14 protein-coding genes are annotated in these 18,382 nt (G+C 36.8%); 10 read left to right on the top strand and 4 right to left on the bottom strand.

Features of this window, described 5'->3' with window-relative positions; translation table 11 throughout:
• Positions 1-57 precede the first annotated feature (57 nt).
• From H1P_RS00430 to H1P_RS00415, 4 genes are all read left to right on the top strand, one after another.
• Entirely contained in the window at positions 58-954 is an 897-nt protein-coding gene (locus H1P_RS00430; RefSeq protein ID WP_144863032.1) for a carbohydrate ABC transporter permease, read from the top strand.
• Positions 955-2,603: 1,649 nt separating this feature from the next.
• Complete coding sequence (locus H1P_RS00425; RefSeq protein WP_144863030.1) at positions 2,604-4,409, top strand: sigma-70 family RNA polymerase sigma factor; 1,806 nt, start codon at positions 2,604-2,606, stop codon at positions 4,407-4,409.
• Positions 4,410-4,529: 120 nt separating this feature from the next.
• Complete coding sequence (locus tag H1P_RS00420) at positions 4,530-5,732, top strand: serine hydrolase domain-containing protein (RefSeq protein ID WP_144863028.1); 1,203 nt, start codon at positions 4,530-4,532, stop codon at positions 5,730-5,732.
• Positions 5,733-5,873: 141 nt separating this feature from the next.
• The gene (locus H1P_RS00415) at positions 5,874-6,896 is read left to right on the top strand and encodes an AI-2E family transporter (RefSeq protein WP_144863026.1); all 1,023 of its coding nucleotides are present in this window, start codon (positions 5,874-5,876) and stop codon (positions 6,894-6,896) included.
• A gap of 15 nt (positions 6,897-6,911) precedes the next feature.
• Here H1P_RS00415 and H1P_RS00410 read toward each other — a convergent pair whose 3' ends face one another.
• The gene (locus tag H1P_RS00410) at positions 6,912-7,733 is read right to left on the bottom strand and encodes a carbohydrate ABC transporter permease (protein ID WP_144863024.1); all 822 of its coding nucleotides are present in this window, start codon (positions 7,731-7,733) and stop codon (positions 6,912-6,914) included.
• A gap of 188 nt (positions 7,734-7,921) precedes the next feature.
• Positions 7,922-8,851, bottom strand: coding sequence for a ribokinase (rbsK, locus tag H1P_RS00405; protein WP_144863022.1), 930 nt, complete (start codon positions 8,849-8,851; stop codon positions 7,922-7,924).
• A 331-nt stretch (positions 8,852-9,182) separates the two neighbouring features.
• Here rbsK and H1P_RS00400 point away from each other — a divergent pair, with 331 nt between their 5' ends.
• The 5 genes from H1P_RS00400 to H1P_RS00380 all read left to right on the top strand — a co-directional run bounded on the left by H1P_RS00400 (position 9,183) and on the right by H1P_RS00380 (position 14,531).
• Complete coding sequence (locus H1P_RS00400; protein WP_144863020.1) at positions 9,183-9,965, top strand: NUMOD4 domain-containing protein; 783 nt, start codon at positions 9,183-9,185, stop codon at positions 9,963-9,965.
• 39 nt (positions 9,966-10,004) lie between these two features.
• A complete protein-coding gene (locus H1P_RS00395; protein ID WP_144863018.1) occupies positions 10,005-10,502 on the top strand; it encodes a cytochrome C in 498 nt (165 codons plus the stop codon).
• Positions 10,489-12,057, top strand: a complete 1,569-nt coding sequence (locus tag H1P_RS00390; RefSeq protein WP_144863016.1) for a peptide ligase PGM1-related protein — start codon at positions 10,489-10,491, stop codon at positions 12,055-12,057. The genes H1P_RS00395 and H1P_RS00390 overlap by 14 nt, the downstream gene beginning before the upstream one ends.
• A 99-nt stretch (positions 12,058-12,156) precedes the next feature.
• Entirely contained in the window at positions 12,157-12,447 is a 291-nt protein-coding gene (locus H1P_RS00385) for a hypothetical protein (protein WP_144863014.1), read from the top strand.
• Positions 12,448-12,941: 494 nt separating this feature from the next.
• Entirely contained in the window at positions 12,942-14,531 is a 1,590-nt protein-coding gene (locus H1P_RS00380; RefSeq protein WP_144863012.1) for a substrate-binding domain-containing protein, read from the top strand.
• A 54-nt stretch (positions 14,532-14,585) separates the two neighbouring features.
• Here H1P_RS00380 and dcd read toward each other — a convergent pair whose 3' ends face one another.
• Positions 14,586-15,188: a dCTP deaminase gene (gene dcd, locus H1P_RS00375; protein ID WP_144863010.1), complete on the bottom strand. Its 603-nt coding sequence runs from the start codon at positions 15,186-15,188 to the stop codon at positions 14,586-14,588.
• A gap of 122 nt (positions 15,189-15,310) precedes the next feature.
• A complete protein-coding gene (gene holA, locus H1P_RS00370; RefSeq protein ID WP_144863008.1) occupies positions 15,311-16,303 on the bottom strand; it encodes a DNA polymerase III subunit delta in 993 nt (330 codons plus the stop codon).
• 189 nt (positions 16,304-16,492) lie between these two features.
• Between holA and H1P_RS00365 the strand changes: the two genes are divergently transcribed.
• Complete coding sequence (locus H1P_RS00365; protein ID WP_144863006.1) at positions 16,493-18,253, top strand: S8 family peptidase; 1,761 nt, start codon at positions 16,493-16,495, stop codon at positions 18,251-18,253.
• The last annotated feature ends 129 nt before the right edge of the window (positions 18,254-18,382 follow it).

Genomic DNA, 18,382 nt, shown 5'->3' with positions numbered 1-18,382 from the left:
GAATTGGAAAATTTAGATATTAGCCAAAATCCCAATTTTTCTAAGTAGATAGCAAAAATGACTAGAACGCTAAAGATTGCTAACCAATCTCGTAAACAAAGTAAATTTGCCCAAATAATCGCTAAAACTCCCGTTCATATTGCGGTAGTGCTAATTGCTTTAATTTGGACCTTGCCCACTATGGGTTTACTGATCAGCTCTTTTCGTCCCCAAGAAGACTTACTAAGGAGTGGTTGGTGGACAGTATTGCTGCATCCTTTTGAATTGACTCAGTTAAATCTGAGTAATTATGTAGAGGTGTTAACCAGTGAAGGAATGGGTCAAACTTTTCTCAATAGCTTTGTAATTGCGGTTCCCGCGACAGTTATGCCCATTGCGATCGCAACTTTTGCTGCTTATGCGTTGGCTTGGATGCGTTTTCCTGGGCGACAGTTAATTTTTATGATTATTGTCGGTTTAATGGTTGTACCTCTGCAAATGACCTTAATACCCGTGCTGCGTACCTACAATCAACTGGGATTAGCAGGCTCGTTTTTAGGAGTGTGGCTAGCCCATACCGCTTATGGTTTACCGTTAGGAATCTACCTGTTACGTAACTATATTGGCTCTCTACCTAGAGAATTAATTGAGGCTGCTTCTGTAGATGGTGCGTCTCACTTGAAAATATTTACCCGTTTAGTAGTACCTCTCTCCACACCTGCGATCGCTTCTTTTGCCGTGTTTCAGTTTCTTTGGGTATGGAACGATCTTTTAGTAGCTTTAGTCTACCTGGGTGGAAATCAAAACGTTGCACCCATTACTCTTACTTTACGCAACTTAGTCGGCGATCGGGGTCAAGACTGGCATTTACTCACCGCAGGGGCTTTTGTCTCGATGATTGTACCTTTAATTGTGTTTTTGGCTTTACAGAAGTATTTTGTACGGGGTTTATTAGCTGGCTCTGTTAAAGGATAAATGTTTGGAACATAAATTGAAAATCATTTTGGTACTGTAGGATTAATTCATGAATTAATCCTACAAAATTTTGATTTTTTATGATTGTGTTCTCAATCAACTACTGTCAATCGATTAACTTGACCTAATAGTTGCTGCTTTTATAGACAAATATGTCTTAAGCATTTATCAGCATATATCTGAACGGACAAACTACGTGCCTCGATATTGACTGTCCAAAGTGTTAAAAACATTGGAATTATCAACTACTTTTACAATGACGTTAACTATTGGAGAGGTATGCACTTGAATTACAGAGGTTACGTACACAATAGGTTTCATTAAGATCATTGTACCAGAGTATAGCTTTGTACCAATCTATTTTTGTCGTTAATTGTCTAAATTTGTCTAGAAAATCAATGAAGTTAATAAATACCAAATCCTTTTCTTCAAGATGATGTATCAGGATCGTCAAGATATCTTCAACTCTTCTTGTCGCCAAGTCTCCCCGTCTCCCCGTCAACCGATGTTCATCACACCATATCAATTGGATTTAGTATAACGGCTGATTATGCCTAAATTCTCCAGTTAACGTTTTGAGATTTTGAGTTGACAGAACATTAAGAGGATGTAAACGCATACAAGATAAATTACGCTGAGAAACAGGGTCATTAAAGGTGGAGTAATGTGCATGGTGAGTAGTGTAGTTTGAGTGGAGGATGATTGTGGATTCTGCTGTCGATAACAGTAAAACTGTTCAACTACTAACCCCATCAATAGCAAGATCGAGAAGTAAAAAGTCAAGTTCGGTAAATTACAGTTTTGTTGGTAAGTAGATAAACTACTGGGCAATTAGTTTCTGACATCAGTTTCAGCACATTTACCCAAATCACCAAAAACCGCTTCTTGATTTTGCCTTGAAAAAAATTTATGGGGCAATTACAGAGTAAACCTTCACTCCGTAAATACTTACTAGGAATGATTGATGAAGTTAGTGTTATTTATAATCATAGGTTTATTTGACTGTTTTATGCAATATTTTCTCTAGATTTTTACTTTTTTATGATAGAGACTAATTTTCCTTGTTCAGAGATTCGAGCAGCGACTAGCGATATTGATTGATATGGAGTTGTAAGAACCAATTCCTGGTAATTTTTTTTGTTGTTAAGGCTGCGGTTTCATCGAAGCTGACAAGAAAAGTAAGAGGCGATTGGGCGGAGCCTGACACTGCGCGAACAGCAGAGAGGGCGCATTCGCGATCGCCTCGATTATTTTACTGATGAGGTTTAGAAGAAAAACTATTGTTTAGTTTTTTTCAAGAACTGAAATAATCATAAAAATTCCCAGAAGAATAAACATCTGAAAAACGTCTCGAATTGCTCCTCAACGAAAGGCATAAAGCTTCTCTTACTTAAGTTGATAAATTAAGTATATTTACTTAAGACTAAAGTTTTTTAACTTAGTCTGTAATTGCCATTGCGTCGAGATGAAGATAGCTCTCTTATGTCAGATTCCGAAAACTGGGAAATTTGTAAATTTCGTAGCTCTCGTGGCATGATGATTGCTATTTATCCCAAGAATGGCAAGTTTTCAGCATTAAATTTTGAATTCAACAAACCTTTTTTAGACAAATTGGGTCTTATTAATACAGAGGACAATTTTAGTTCAAGATGACCCCAAGGTTGAGCCTAGAAACACTAATTACTCTAGTAGAAAAAGCTCAGAATGGCGATCGCTCTGCCTACAATCGAATTGTTAAACAATTTCAAGATTTAGCAGTGGGTTACGCTTACTCGATCTTAAGAAATTTCCCCGAAGCAGAAGAAGCAGCACAAGAGGCTTTTATCGAAGCTTATCTTAATCTGTCTCGACTGCGTAATCATGGTGCATTTGCTAGCTGGTTCAAAAAAATTGTCTTCAAACATTGCGATCGCACGATAAGAGTCAAACGCCCTTCTTTCGTCTCTTTAACTCAGACAGAAGAATTAATGTCGTCTCAACCCAATCCCCTAAGTATTGCTGAAGTCAGGGAATTACAAGCCAAAATTGGTCGAGCAATTGAATTATTACCCAAAACTGAGAGAGAAGTGATTACTTTGTTTTATCTTAGCGATCGCTCTCAGAAAGAAATTAGTGCTTTTTTAGAAATTCCGATCTCAACAATTAAAAACCGTTTACACAGTGCTAGAAACCGACTTAAACCAGAGGTTATGAACATGGTAGAAGATTATTTAGACAATCAACGTCCTTCTCAAGATGATACTTTTGCTAGCAGAATCACTCAAATAATTGAAGCTGCTTGTAGCGGGAATGAAAAAACAATACAAATCCTGCTTAAGCAAGATATTAGTTTAGCTAACATCAAAGATGATTGTATTCATAGTACTCCGTTGCATTATGCTGCTCATCGAGGATATCTAGATATTGTCAAGTTACTATTAGATGCTGGTGCTAATGTTAATGCTTTAGAAGGCAACTATAGTAAGACTACCCCATTGCACTGGGCTGCTACAGGAGGTCATTTAGAAGTTACTAAACTTTTAGTTGAAAACGATGCCAATATTAATGCCAAAGATAACTGGTATAATCTTACGCCTTTAGGTTGGACAACCATTTTTCAAATATGTCCTCCTAATTGTGTTATGGGCGATTGTCATCAAGAAATTAGAGAATATTTGATTAGTAAAGGAGCGCAATTAGATATCTTTAGTGCGATCTCTCTTAAGAACCAAGATTTAGTTAGTTCTCTAATTGAATCAAATCCAGAAGTACTTACCCAAAGATTGGGTTTTGCGATGGATGAGTTTCAACCTCTCCATTTTGCTATAGCTAATAATAGGACTGAAATAGTAGAATTTCTGTTAGAAAAAGGTGCTGATGTTAATGCTCTAACCCGTTTTGGCGTAACTCCTTTATGTATGGCTACGAAAGCCGAGCATCAGCAGATTATTGATTTATTAATGGCAAATAATGCTCAAATCGATCTATCTACTCTAATTATTGCCGAACAATGGGAACAAGCTCAAGCTTTATTGGATACACAGCCTACTATCATTTCTCAAAAACCTTTGTTACTCCATTACACAATTCAAAAAGGTTTAACAACAGCAGCATCTTGGTTACTAGAAAGAGGCGCAGATATTAATCTTAGAATCAAAGACAAATTAGGTGATTTTGTTGCTAATTTGACACCATTGCACGCAGCTATTAAAACCGAACAAATTGAAATCGCAAAAATTCTGCTCGAAGCTGGAGCGGATGTTAACGCTAAAAGTATTGGGGAACTTGAATTAACCACTCTTCAGGGTGCAGCAGCTAAAGGAAATTTAGATTTAATTCGTTTATTAGTAAAGTATCAAGCCGATCTAAATGCTAAGGATAACATCCATAACTATACACCTCTTGATTGGGCAAAAGAATTCGGACAACCAGCAGCAGTTGAGTTATTGCAGCAACTTGAAACAGAAAAATTGTAATTGGCTATTTTTTTAATCCGAAGCAGAAAAAAGCGATTGACAACAATTACAGATTACTATTCTTGGCATTCAGTCGGGAATCTAACAAAATTTTTGAACACTGGTGTCAGGAGATAAGTTTTGAAAAAGCGTAGCCGTTTTCAACTAGTTGCCTTTTTTTGTTTGGGAATACTCATTTCTTTATTTGGTTCTTATTTGGCAGCAAAAACTGTTTCTTCAGAACAAATTGACTTTAATAATAAAAAACCTATCAATGAACGATTGAATCATAACAACCTTGAATATCAGATTAAAACTTATCTGGATCGTCTTGAAGAAGCTGGATTTTCTGGTGCAGTGCTTGTAGCTCAAAATGGCGAAGTAATTTTTAAGGATGGGTATGGTTTAGCAGATCAAAACAAAAATATCCCCATCACACCTGCAACCGTTTTCGATACGGGTTCGCTTTCAAAACAATTCACAGCAACAGCCATACTACATTTAGAGGAGCAGGGAAAATTACAAGTTACGGATACTTTGGCCAATTTTTTTGATGATGTTCCACCAGATAAAGCTGATATTACTCTGCATCAACTATTAACTCATTCATCTAGTTTACCAAGTTATGTCTATCAAAATGATTTTACAGAAACCAGTCGTCAAGAAGCTGTCGCATTGGCTTTTGATGCCAAATTAAAATTTCCACCAGGAACAAAATACTTATATTCTGATACTGGTTATGGATTACTCGCAGCAATTATCGAAATTGTATCTGGACAACCTTTTCAAGCTTATTTGAAAGAGCATTTGTTCAATCCTGTCGGGATGATTCATACAGGCTTTTATAACGATCCTCAATGGTCAGAAATAACGGTTGCTCACGGGTATAACAAGAAAAAAGACTTTGGCTCTGCTGCAACAAGACCAGGTCCATCTTGGGGATTGCTTGGCTTTGGTGGTGTATTGACAACAATAGGCGATCTTTATTTATGGAATACTGCCCTAGAAAATAACCTGATTCTTGCTGAAAAATCTACTGCAAAGCTATTTACGCCCTACATCAAAGAAAATAATGAGGATGAAAGCTATTATGGTTATGGATGGGCAATTGAAAAGTCATCTGAATACGGAAAAATGATTAGCCATGACGGTGCAACTGATTCGCAAAATGCCATTTTTCTGAAGTATGACGATCCCAATAAAACTTTAGTAATTGTTCTTTCTAACCGCATTGATGGAGGATTATTTCGGAGAGAAATTTTTTACGGTACAGATACAGGTCTTATTTTAGGAAAAAACATCTTAAAAGATAATTTTAGCGATTTTCCAGACTATGCTCGTTAAAAACTTCTCAATTTATCTATTCTGTAATTTAGTAGGATGGTTCTATAGCAATCGTGTAATATTTGGCTAGTCTGCTATACTCTATGCTTCCTTCACGAGTTTGCAAGATCGCTAATCAACTATGGCAATATAGCATTATCAATGAATCTGGGTCAGTGGTTTGGTTTTGTTTGTTTAATTATTGCTTTGTTTGTTCTCTGGCAAATTAGGCATCTGTTGCTTTTGGTATTTACCGCAGTTGTGATCGCTGTTGCTCTAAATCGTTTAGTGAAATGGTTGGAAAAAAAGAAATTTCCCCATAGATTAGCTGTTATTTGTGCAGTTAGCTCTTTTGTGACATTTCTGGCTTTATTTATTTGGTTAGTTGTTCCTCCTTTTAGCGAACAGCTACAAAAATTACTAGAAGAATTACCGCGAGTTTGGGCAAAAATTGACTGGGAATTAGCGGGTTTAGAAAGCCGATTACCCGATGATTTTCCTGATTTACCAACTCGTGGAGATCTGCTTGCTCAATTACCATCTGTGCAAGAATTATTTTCAGGATTTTTAGGCATTTTTTCTAATTCTGTAACCGCAATTTTACAAATTTTATTGGTATTTGCGATCGCGGTTATGATGTTAGCAGACCCCCAAAGATATCGCAAAGCTTTTCTAAGTTTATTTCCTTCTTTCTACCGTCGGCGTGCTGATAGCATCTTATCTTTATCAGAAACAGCTTTGGGAAGTTGGTTACAAGGTATTTTAATTAATTGTTTATTTATCGGTATTGCTAGTGGTATTGGGTTAGCTATTTTACAAATTCGTTTAGTTTTAGTTCATGCTTTAATTGCTGGAATACTCAATTTTATTCCTAATATTGGCCCTGCTACTAGCGTTGTTTTTCCTTTATCAATTGCAGTGCTAGAATCTCCTTGGAAAATTGCTGCTGTTTTAATTTGGTATTTTATTATTCAAAATATAGAAACCTATTGGCTATCGCCAACTGTAATGGCAAGACAAGTTTCTTTACTCCCTGCAATTACTTTAACGGCTCAAATTTTTTTTGCAAGAACTTTTGGTCTGATGGGATTATTATTAGCTTTACCTTTAACTGTAGTAGCTAAAACTTGGGTCGAAGAAGCAATTTTTAAAGATATTTTAGATACTTGGGAAAAGAAGAAATAAGTATTATTTTGTTAATTAATTTTTGATTCCTGTTGAGCCGATACCTTGGATAAACTGACGCTGACCAATTAAGAACAAAACAATTACAGGAATTGTACTAATTACTACTGCTGCCATCATCAAAGGCCAATTACTAGTAAATTCTTCTTGAAATTCTGCTAATGCTAATTGTACTGTTCTTAATTCTGGGCGAGTCGTAAATACTAAAGGTTTAAATAAATCATTCCATTCCCCAATAAAAGTAAAGAGAAATAAAGTGATTAAACCAGGACGGGACAAAGGTAACATAATATTAGTTAAAACCTGCCAACGATTTGCACCATCCAATATAGCAGCTTCTTCTAGCTCAACAGGGATACTAGCAAAATATTGTCGCATCAAGAAAATACCGAAGCCATTAGCAGCAGTGGGTAAAATTAAAGCCCAATAAGTATTGATTAAACTGCCCCATTTTAAAACGACAAAAATTGGTATTACCAATAGTTGGAAGGGAATTACTAAAGTAGAAATTACTAATAATAAAATAGCTTCTCGACCACGGAATTGTAATCTTGCTAAAGCATACCCAGCTAAAGCAGAAGTTAAAATTTGCAGAGCAGTTACACCTAAAGCAACGATAGTAGAGTTAGTAAAAGCCAGTAAAAAGCTGCCTCTTTGCCAAGCTTCTTGGTAATTTGCCCAAGTAAAAGAATTAAAATTAACAGCTTCGCTGGTAGCTGCTTCTGGAGTAGCAAAAGAGGTTAAGAAAACCACCCCTAACGGCAACAAAATAATGATTGCACCCGCGATGAGTAAAGTAAAGGTTAATAATTTAGACCAAGATCGGGAATTATTCATTTTTTAAGGAAGTCAGGAGAACATAAGTCAAGCAAGGAATGAAGGATGAATTACTACGTCCTCGAAGGGGGATGCCCTAAAGGATACCGCTTCGCATAAAGGATGAAGGATGAATTATGAGGGATGAGGAAGATTTTTCAAACAACAATAATCCGAGTCCTTGTCCTTAACTACCAACAACCAACTAACTAATTGTTTTCTTTCTGTTGGGCTAATAGCTGTAAAAAACTTTCTTTGTGGGGTAGAGAAGATTGTGCGCCTCGTTTTGTTACGGTTAAAGCTCCAGCTACGTTTCCCCATTGAATAGCCTCTTTAAGGGATTTACCTTCTGCTAGAGCTACTGCTAACGCACCGTTAAAAGCATCTCCCGCAGCTACAGTATCAATAGCTTTTACTGGTATCGGTCTAACCCAATAGCTTTCTTCTCCTGTACTACAAAAAGCTCCTTGACTACCTAAAGTAATAATGACTGTTTTCGCGCCCATTTGGTGTAAAAAAAATGCAGCTTGTCTGGCTGTAGTAATACCATCAACAGTAAACCCTACTAACTGACTGGCTTCTATTTCGTTAGGAGTGATAATATCTACCATTTGGTAGATTTCATCGGGTAGTTTAGACTTTACAGGAGCAGGATCGAGAATGATAGTACAGTTACTATCCTGCGCCCTTTTAAGAGCTTCCATAACTGTTGCTAAAGGAATTCCCAATTCCATTAAAATTACTTTTGCTTGGGGTAATAAAGCTTGAAAATCGCTTAATTCTTGCTCTCTGACGAGGTTATTTGCTCCCGCAGCACAAGCAATTGCATTATCTCCATATTCGTCTATTACAATAGATGCTACTCCAGAATGGGTGTCAGGATCGATTGTGACCCCTCTGGTATCTACTCCTGCTTTTTGCAGGTTTTCTAGTAGTACTTTACCAAAATTATCACTACCCACTCTTCCTATGGAATAAACTGGAACTCCTAGCTTTGCCACAGCTACTGCTTGATTGGCTGCTTTGCCTCCTGTAGCGGAAAAAAAACGATTACCGACTACAGTTTCGCCCCTTACAGGTAAATGAGGAACTTCGACTACTAAATCGAGATTAATACTGCCAAAGACAACTATTGTCATTCTTTTATCTAATTTTTGATATTGTAGACTGAGGACATTGATTCAGAATACGTAAGTAATTTTAACTTGCATTAGATTATCATTTGTTTTATTGAAAAAAAACTTACAAATGAGGTAAAAGTCTTATTCCTATATCAAGATAGCAATCAGGAATAGGGAAAGCGTGGTGCTAGGTACTCAAACAAAACTAAATTTATTACGACCCAGAACCCTACAACCCAAAACCTTACAACACCATTTAATAGGTATCACAACCCAGACAAGATTGCTATAAAAAATAGATAAAAGTAAAACTTGTATATGATGAGTTCTGTCTACTTGCTTGTGTGCCATGAATTATCGTAATGAAGACCAAGAGATAGCTGCTAATGAAGAAAAATGGGTAGCGATTTCTGGATATGAGGGTGTTTATCAAGTATCAGATCGAGGTCGAATTCGCTCTTTAGATCGTTTCATTAACAATCAAAATGGCGAGTTACAAATAATTCCTGGTAAGCTATTAAAACTTCACAGCGATCGCAATAACTATCTTCAAGTTTATCTCTGTCGAAATTCCCAAGTACAAATGAAAGGGGTACATCATCTAGTAGCAAAGGCTTTTTTACCCCCGCCAAAAGGGGAAATAGGTAGTAAGCTTGATTCTTATTGCTTAAATCATATGGATGGTCATAAACACAATAATTGCGCTGACAATTTAGAATGGATTACCAACGCAGAAAACCATCAACACGCTATTGACAATGGTTTATTTAATTCTCACGGTTCGCAAACTAATTCTAAATTAACCGAAGCACAAGTTTTAGAAATTTGGGAATTATTACAAGAACAACGATTATCCGCCCGCCAAATTGCTCTCTGTTTTGATGTTAGTACTAAAACAATACAAAAGATCAAGTATGGCAAAACTTGGAGTAAAGTTACGGGTTACATTGCTAATTCCACAGCAAAAATTCGTCGCTATCGGACTAAATTAACCGCCGAACAAGTCAAGGAAATTAAAGTTTTATTGCGAGAGAGAAAATTTAGTATTAGAGAAATAGCTGAGCTATATGATGTAAGTAAATGGACTATTAGAGATATTAAAAGGGGTCACTCTTGGCGTGATATCCTTTAAAATTTATCATTTATCATTTTTTATTGATTAGCTATCACTATGCCTTGGCGAATGAAAATAAGTTTGTGTTTTTTGATAATTGGTATTAGTTGGTGTTTGGGGATCGATACTGTTTTAGCAGAAAATAATAATTTGTTTTTCGCTCAAGCTAACACTAATAGTAGTTCTTTAGGACGAGAACTCTATTTAGAAAACTGTGCTAGTTGCCATATCCCGATACCTGCGGAAGTTTTACCTACAGAACGTTGGCAAGATATATTAAATAATACTCAAAATCATTACGGCGTAACTTTACCTACTTCGGTAAGAGTCACAGCTAGACTAATGTGGACATATTTAAAACAATATTCTCGTCCCTATGCACCAGGAGAAACTTTACCCCAATATGTAACTAATTCTCGTTATTTAAAAGCCCTTCACCCACAAGTAGAGTTACCCCAACCTACAGTTCATCAAAGCTGTGTTCAGTGTCACCCTTCAGCAGCTAAATTAGACTATCGTAGTTTATCAACAGAATGGTTAGATGGAAGAAAATAAGAGTCAAATTCAATTCAATCAATTACAAAATCAATTACGCGATCGCTGGCAACAAGTTGATATCTTCGATCGCGACGACTGTGATATCTTGGTTATCCCTTCTTTTAGTATCGATCCCCAATTGGGAACAAAAATCCCAGGTTTTTTACATTACGAAGAAAGGCTCTTATTTTCTTTAATTCGTCTGAGAAATCCCCATACCAGAGTTATTTATGTTACCGCTTTACCTTTATGCCCCATAATTGTTGATTATTACTTACAACTACTATCAGGAATTCCTTTTTCTCATGCAAGGGAGCGTTTACTTTTAATTAGTATTTATGACGCTTCTTTAAGACCTTTAACTGAAAAAATTTTAGAACGTCCTCGTTTAGTACAAAAAATTCGTCGTGCTTTACGTAGCGATCGCTCTTATATGGTTTGTTTCAATGCAACTCCCCTTGAGCAAGAATTATCTGTCAAACTAAATATTCCTTTACTCGCAGCTTCTCCTGAATTAAATTACTGGGGTTCTAAAAGTGGTAGTCGAGAAATTTTTGCCGAATGTCAAGTTCCCCATCCTGACGGTAGCTACACCGTTACTAATATCCCCGATCTATTATCAGAATTAGCTAATCTCTGGGAGAGACAACCCCATCTTAAGCGAATCGTCATTAAACTCAATGAAGGCTTTTCAGGAGAGGGTAACGCAGTCTTAGACCTCACTCCTATTAAACAGTTTGCGCCTGCTCACAGCGATCGTCAAAGCACAATTAAAGCTCTTAAGCAACAGCTAGAAAACCTAAGCTTTCAATCAGCAGAAGAAACTTGGGATAACTTTTCTCGTCGTATTCCCGAATTAGGTGCAATTGTCGAAGCATTTATCGAAGGCGTAATTAAGCGATCGCCAAGCGTTCAAGGTTATATCGATCCATCAGGAGAAGTATCGATCCTTTCTACCCACGATCAAATTTTAGGGGGTGCAGACAATCAAATCTATCTCGGTTGTTATTTCCCTGCGGAGTCTGCTTATCGTTTACGAATCCAAGAATTAGGACTTAAAGTAGGTAGAGCTTTAGCAGCTAAAGGTGCAATTGAACGCTATGGCGTAGACTTCATGACGGTAAAAAATCCCGATAGCCAACAATGGGAAATTCAGGCGATCGAAATTAACTTACGAAAAGGGGGTACAACCCATCCCTTTATGACCCTCAAATTACTTACCAACGGTAACTATGACGATGCTACAGGTTTATTTTTGAGTCAAGCCAATCAGCCTAAATACTATATCTCTTCTGACAATCTACAAAAAGAAGATTACCGTGGCTTGTTACCCAATGACTTGATGGATATTATCGCTCAAGAAAGATTGCATTTTGATAGTAGTACTCGCACGGGTACAGTATTTCATCTTATGGGTGCTTTATCAGAATTTGGTAAATTAGGTTTAACCAGTATTGGCAATTCCCTCGAAGAAGCTCAAGCCATTTATAACAATGTAGAACAGGTTTTAGATCGAGAAACCAAATTAATCAGAGAAGAAACACTATCTCAATTACCGATTAATTGGTCGTAAGTCACTAAATTTAATTGATGAACTTTTATACACCACACCCTACCTGTGATGTCTGACTCGGTGAATTTTACAGTTAACTTTAATTGGGACTAATTACTCATGTTGTCTTCTATTAACTACGTTATTCGATCTCCAAAAGACGGGAAATATTTAGTGGCTCGTATTTCTCAAAATGAAGATAGTCCAGAAGCCAGTTATTTACTACTTTTTAAAGCAGATCATGAAGCCTTATCTTATATTAATGCCCACGGTCAAGAAATGAGCAATCGCTTAAAGGTAGAATCTCTCTCTCCTGTTCAGTTAAAATCTCTTTTACAACGTTGGGGATATCAAGGAATTGGCTTAGTAGAAGATCCTTTAATTCCCAATATCAATTTTTTAGAAATTTAGCCAGCACAAAACAATTCTGACTCTTAAAACCCATCTCTAAAATCTATCTAAAAAATAGCTCTGACAATTAAAATAGATGGATTACAGCGGATTAAGAACCAAAAAATGATGATTTAATTACATTGTAATATGAAATGCTTGAAAGGTTGCTACAGATAAAAAGCAGAAGGAGACGGGGCGTATCCCCATCTCTTGACAATGTAAACATTTGAGGTTTCCTCAGCATCCCTCACACTCAAATGGCAGCCTCTCCAGATAAAGCGGAAGAAGCGGAAGATCGAAGAAATAAAAATTCAATATGCAGCATCAATTTTTGTATTTTATATCACCTGATATTTTACTAAGAAATTAAGCTTAAAATGAGCGGTAAATTGTGCTGCATTTACCTTATTTGTTCCTAGTTTGTCACTTTTTTATTTTAAATTATTAGATAAAGATAAACGATAGTTTAAATAATACTTTCGCAAAAAGCTTTGATAGTTTTTTGAAATACAATGAATAACAGTAAAAAGACGGTTCTGCTGTTCCAACCATCTAAGTTTCAAGCTGAAGTATGGCATTTTGTTCTTTGGGAACAAGATATTTTCATAACCTGGGAACAAGATTACACTAATAAAAAGTATGTTGCCGATTACTTTAAAACATTAGAATTAAAACCAAATTTACTAATAATAGATTTAAAAATAGAAGATGCCTATGAAATTTGCCGATGTTTTCGTCAACATAATCCTTCATCAAAGATTATTTTAACTACCGATATCCAACAGGAATATTCATCGGCTATTCGTCGATGGGCAGTAAAACAAGGAGTAGATGAACTTTTGATTAATTTTCAAAAGAAAAATTTATTCTCTAGCGTAATCACTAATATTAATTCTGTCCTCGAAGTTTTAGAATGTCCTCCTGCTCAACGAGAAAGCTTAGTAAGAGCATTAGACTCTCTTGGACAAAAAAATGTCGATACAACCAAAGAAGCAAGTCAGTTAAAAGCTCCAAGCACATCTATTCAAAAACTAAAAAGAATGAAAGATAAAACCAGTTCTTCCATAGCTCGCCTGAGTTTTTTTCTAATTATTATTTTGATAGTCACAGTTTTACTAGATGTAAGTACTTTGTATTTAATTTCTCCAATGCGAGGACTTCAACGTAAAATTCTTGCCCATAGTGAGGAACAGACAAAAAGGACGAACACAAATACAAAGGTTAGTACTCTTCAGGATGTAAACGACTTACCTAAAGGAATATTTAATTATGGCGGTAGTACTACCTGGGCTTCAATTCGGAAGACAATAGACCCCAAAATAATTGAGGAATATCCTGAATTTAGTATGCGTTATTTGCCAGCTATTAACGGCACACCTGGTTCGGGAACAGGTATTCGTATGTTATTAGAAGGGGAACTGGATTTTTCGGAATCATCTCGCTCGATCAAGCAAAAAGAACATGCCCTTGCCCATCAGCAAGGCTTTACCCTCAGAGAATATCAAGTAGCTATTGATGCTATCGCAATTGCCGTTAATCCTTCTTTACCAGTATCGGGTTTGACGATAAAACAGTTACAGAAAATTTATTTGGGTGAGATTACTAATTGGAAGGAAGTAAATGGGCCCGATCTAGAAATTGTAGTCTTGAGTCGAAGAGCGGAAGATGGCGGTACACCCGAATTTTTTCAGCATCATGTCTTGCAAAATCAGTCTTTTGGTGACAACGTCAAGTACGTTTATTCAACTACTGATGGATTGAAGCAGATTAAAGACACCCCAGGAGCAATCTATTATGGTTCTGCACCAGAACTCATATATCAGTGTAGGGTTAAATCTTTGCCCATAGCTAATGAAAACGGACAATTGATCCCCCCTTACCTTCCTCCAGCAGTAGCCCCAGAAAATTGTCCCGAAAAGCGTAATCAACTCAACATTGCAGCTATTAAACACGCTACTTATCCGATTACTCGTTATTTATACGTCGTAGTTAAACAAGATGGAGGTCGATCGCAAAAGGCAGGGGAAGCTTTTACCAAACTACTACTTACCGAAGAAATGCAGAAATCGATTGAAGAAGCAGGATTTGTCCCCATAAATTAAGTAGAGTAAAAAAAGTTCACAGAGTTTACTATTAGTAATTGAAAGTCTTGAGAATTACACTTTGGGTAGAGTTACTCCGTAGCCTTGATTTTGGTATTTTCCACCACGATCTGAGTATGTTGTCTCGCAAGGCTCACCTTCTAAGAAAATTAATTGCACAACACCTTCATTCGCATAAATTTTGACATCAGCACTCGAAGCATTAGAAAATTCTAGAGTAATGCTTTGACCCTGCCAAGAAGCCTCAAGAGGAGTAATATTAGCAATAACTCCCACACGAGCATAAGTTGATTTTCCCAAACAGATAGCAGTTACGTTAGGAGGCATTTTAATGCTTTCAAGTGAAGCACCTAATCCATAACTGTTGGCTGGAATTATAAAATAGGTAGAACCATCTTCATCAGTATGTAATTCAGCTTGTTCTAAGTTGTGAGGATTAAATTTCTTGGGGTCTACTACTGTTCCTGGTATATGTCTAAATATTCTAAAATCATGAGGAGATAGTCGGATATCGTAACCATAAGAACTTAAACCCCAACTAATAGTTGGAACTTCTTTCTCTTTTCCTAAAACTGCTTTTCTAATTGATTTTTCTTCAAAAGGAGAAATCATTCCTTTTTGGGATTGTTCAATTATCCATTTATCATTTTTAATCATTTTCACGAGATTTTTAAATATCATCAAGATTATACTGGAAAATTATCCATTTGATATTTTTTATTCTTTAACGATTACTTTATTTTTCTGCTACATGGTTTGTCTACAAGATTTTTTATTAGTTACTGCTTGCTTAATAGCTGACATATTTTAAGAGCCGTAGTTGGTAAAATTCGATAAGGTTCTGCACCTTTTTTAAGACTATATTCTAATTCTAAAAGCAAAGAAAGAGTCGATAATAATTGTGTAGCACTAAGTTTTTGTATGTCGTTGAGAATATATTTAATACGATTAGGATTACCACTGATTTCTGCTATTTTGGCAAGAGATTTATATTCTCTTTCTCCTGCTTCCCAAATAACCTTTACGGTTGTCCACATTCTAAATTGTCTGACTAGAGTAGCTACCATTTTTAATGGTGGTTCATTACGGTTCAATAAGTCATTAATCAGAGAAAGAGCGGTTTCTGTTTGAGAATCGCGGATTGCTTCTGCTAGCTTGAGGCTATTTTGAGTATTACAAATAACTAAGCTATTCACAGCTTCTGCATCAATGATTTTATTACTAGCTTGATGTTGATAAATACTTAATTTTTCTAATTCATTCCATAACTGTCTGGTATCGTTACCGACGAAATCTTTTAAGGCTTCTACCGCAGAAGGAGATAATTTCACACCAATTTCTGCTGCTAGCTGACGAATATTTTTTTTAATACCTTGTTCATCCCAAAAGGGTATCAGATTAAACTCTTTGACTTCCGCAAATTTTTTCAGTAATTTACTAGATTTCAATCTGCCATCGGGTTTTTTACTGGTGGTGAAAAGCAAATGAGAATCATCGCTAATTACAGGTAAAGTACTGGTTAGTTCTGCGAGTAGATCGGCAGAGCATTGTTGACAAATAGTGGTACTATTCAACCATACTAAGCGTCCTCCCATACCAAAAGGAGGAGTCATAACTTCGTTTAAAGCTTCTATAATCACCTCTTGACGATCGCCTTGATAGCGATGGAAATTAAACTCTAACCAATTATCATCGAGAATTTTCCCCTGTAATTGCTTGACAGCTTTGGCGATCGCAAAATCATCTTCTCCCCAATAAAAATAAACAGGCATAATTAAATTATTTACCAACTAATTTATAACTGTAATGAGTTTTTAAATCACCGCCAAGATCTGGCTAATTGCTTTATCTTTGAAATAAGCAAGTCAACAAAAAAATCAAAAATTGAAACATCAGTTGTAGAGGCTAACAATTTTTTGCCACTATGAAAGTTAAGGATTAAGGAGTATGGATAAGTTACCATGAAGAAAGTTGTATTTTTCTTACTATTTTTGTTGGGGATCGGATTTGCCCTCATGAGTTTTTCTGGTTTGGCGAATCAAGGAGAGTTTGATTCTTTAATTATTGATTTTAAAGAAAATATTCCCACTACTCAAATCAGTGAGGATATCGAAGAAATTTACCAGAAGTATGCCGATAAACCTGAATTAAACAGTATGTATTCTGTCAGCGATAACGTCTATGTTGTCAATGGCGATCGCAAAATGCTCAGACAATTAAGAAAATCGTCTTTGGCAAAACAGGTAGAATACATCGAACCCAACTATCAGTATCAGGCTTTAGACGCACCCAACGATCCTGATTACAGCAAGCAATGGAATTTTCGGAGCATCAATGTTGAATCTGCTTGGAAAGAAACCGCAGGAGACGGTATAACCGTAGCAGTAATTGACACGGGAGTTAGCAGAGTACCCGATCTTAAATTAACTAAATTTGTTAAAGGATACGACTTTGTTAACGATAAAGTTAACGCAGATGACGATAATGGTCATGGTACTCATGTAGCAGGAACAGTTGCTCAATCTACCAATAATGGTTATGGAGTAGCGGGTATTGCCTACAAAGCGAATATAATGCCCCTCAAAGTACTTAGTAAAGGTGGTGGCGGAACAGTAGCAGATATCGCCGAAGCAATTAAATTTGCAGCCGACAATGGTGCAGATGTTATTAATATGAGCCTCGGTGGAGGTGGTGCGAGTCAAATCATGCAAGAAGCGATCGATTATGCAGATCGTAAAAAGGTGGTTATTATCGCTGCTGCTGGTAACGCCAATCAAAACTCCGCTTCTTATCCCGCTCGTTATCCCAAAGTAATTAGTGTTTCTGCTACCGATAGTACAGGAGCAAAAGCCAACTATTCCAATTACGGTGCAGGTGTTGATATTTCCGCCCCTGGTGGTGGTGAAACAGGAAAAATTTTACAAAACACTATCAATCCCAGTACTGGAGAATCTGTCTTTGTTGGTTTCCAAGGTACGAGTATGGCAGCCCCCCACGTAGCAGGAGTTGCAGCTTTAGTCAAAGCTAGTGGTGTTGCTGAACCTTCAGAAGTGCTTGATGTTCTCAAACAGTCGGCGCGTAAAGTACCAGAAGATACTAAAAACTACTTCGGTGCTGGTCATTTAGATGCTGGTGCAGCAGTTGGTTTAGCACTCAAAGGCAAAATTACCTTTAATGACTTTTTCCGTTGGTTAAGAAATAGCGGTTATCTGAATCCTGGTTTCTGGATTGATGGTGGTGCAGTGGCAATATTACCCAAACTGGGTATGGTAATTGGTTCTTACCTCTTAGCTTGGTTTATTCGTAACTACCTAACTTTTACTTTAAGTCTCCATAGCGGGCTGATTTTTGGTAGTGCTGGCTTATTTTTCCTCCAAGGGTTGTATATATTCGATTTACCTCAATGGCCCTTGCGTTTAATGGGTAGTTCGATTCCTGAATTGGGTAACGTAGTAGTAGGCAGTACTAGCTTTAATCCTCTGTTTGCCAGTGTGTTAATTCCCTTTTTACTGGTTGCTTTACTATCAGGTAATAAAAGCTGGAAATGGTTTGCTATTGGCTCTTCTCTGGGCGTAGCTGCTTGCTTAGGCATTAATGCCGTAATCGATCCTACAGTATGGGGATTAGGCTCAGGTGCGATCGCCCGTAGCTTCCTCGGCGTAAATGCTTTGCTCTGTTTTGCCCTTGGTTACTTGTCTAGTCAAGGAGAAAAAGACCACTAAAAAGCTAATAGCCTATAGCTTATAGCTGGTTAAATTAACCTGAATTAAATCCAAGTAGGGTGGGCAATGCCCACCTTATTTTTTAGCCCACCTTCCGCACGTCAAAGTGTAATATAAAGTAATCAAAAA

Origin of the sequence: Hyella patelloides LEGE 07179 (genome assembly GCF_900659865.1) — a bacterium.
Lineage (GTDB): Bacteria > Cyanobacteriota > Cyanobacteriia > Cyanobacteriales > Xenococcaceae > Hyella > Hyella patelloides.
The sequence above is the reverse complement of the archived record's forward strand: the minus strand, read 5'-3'. Positions and strand labels throughout refer to the sequence as shown.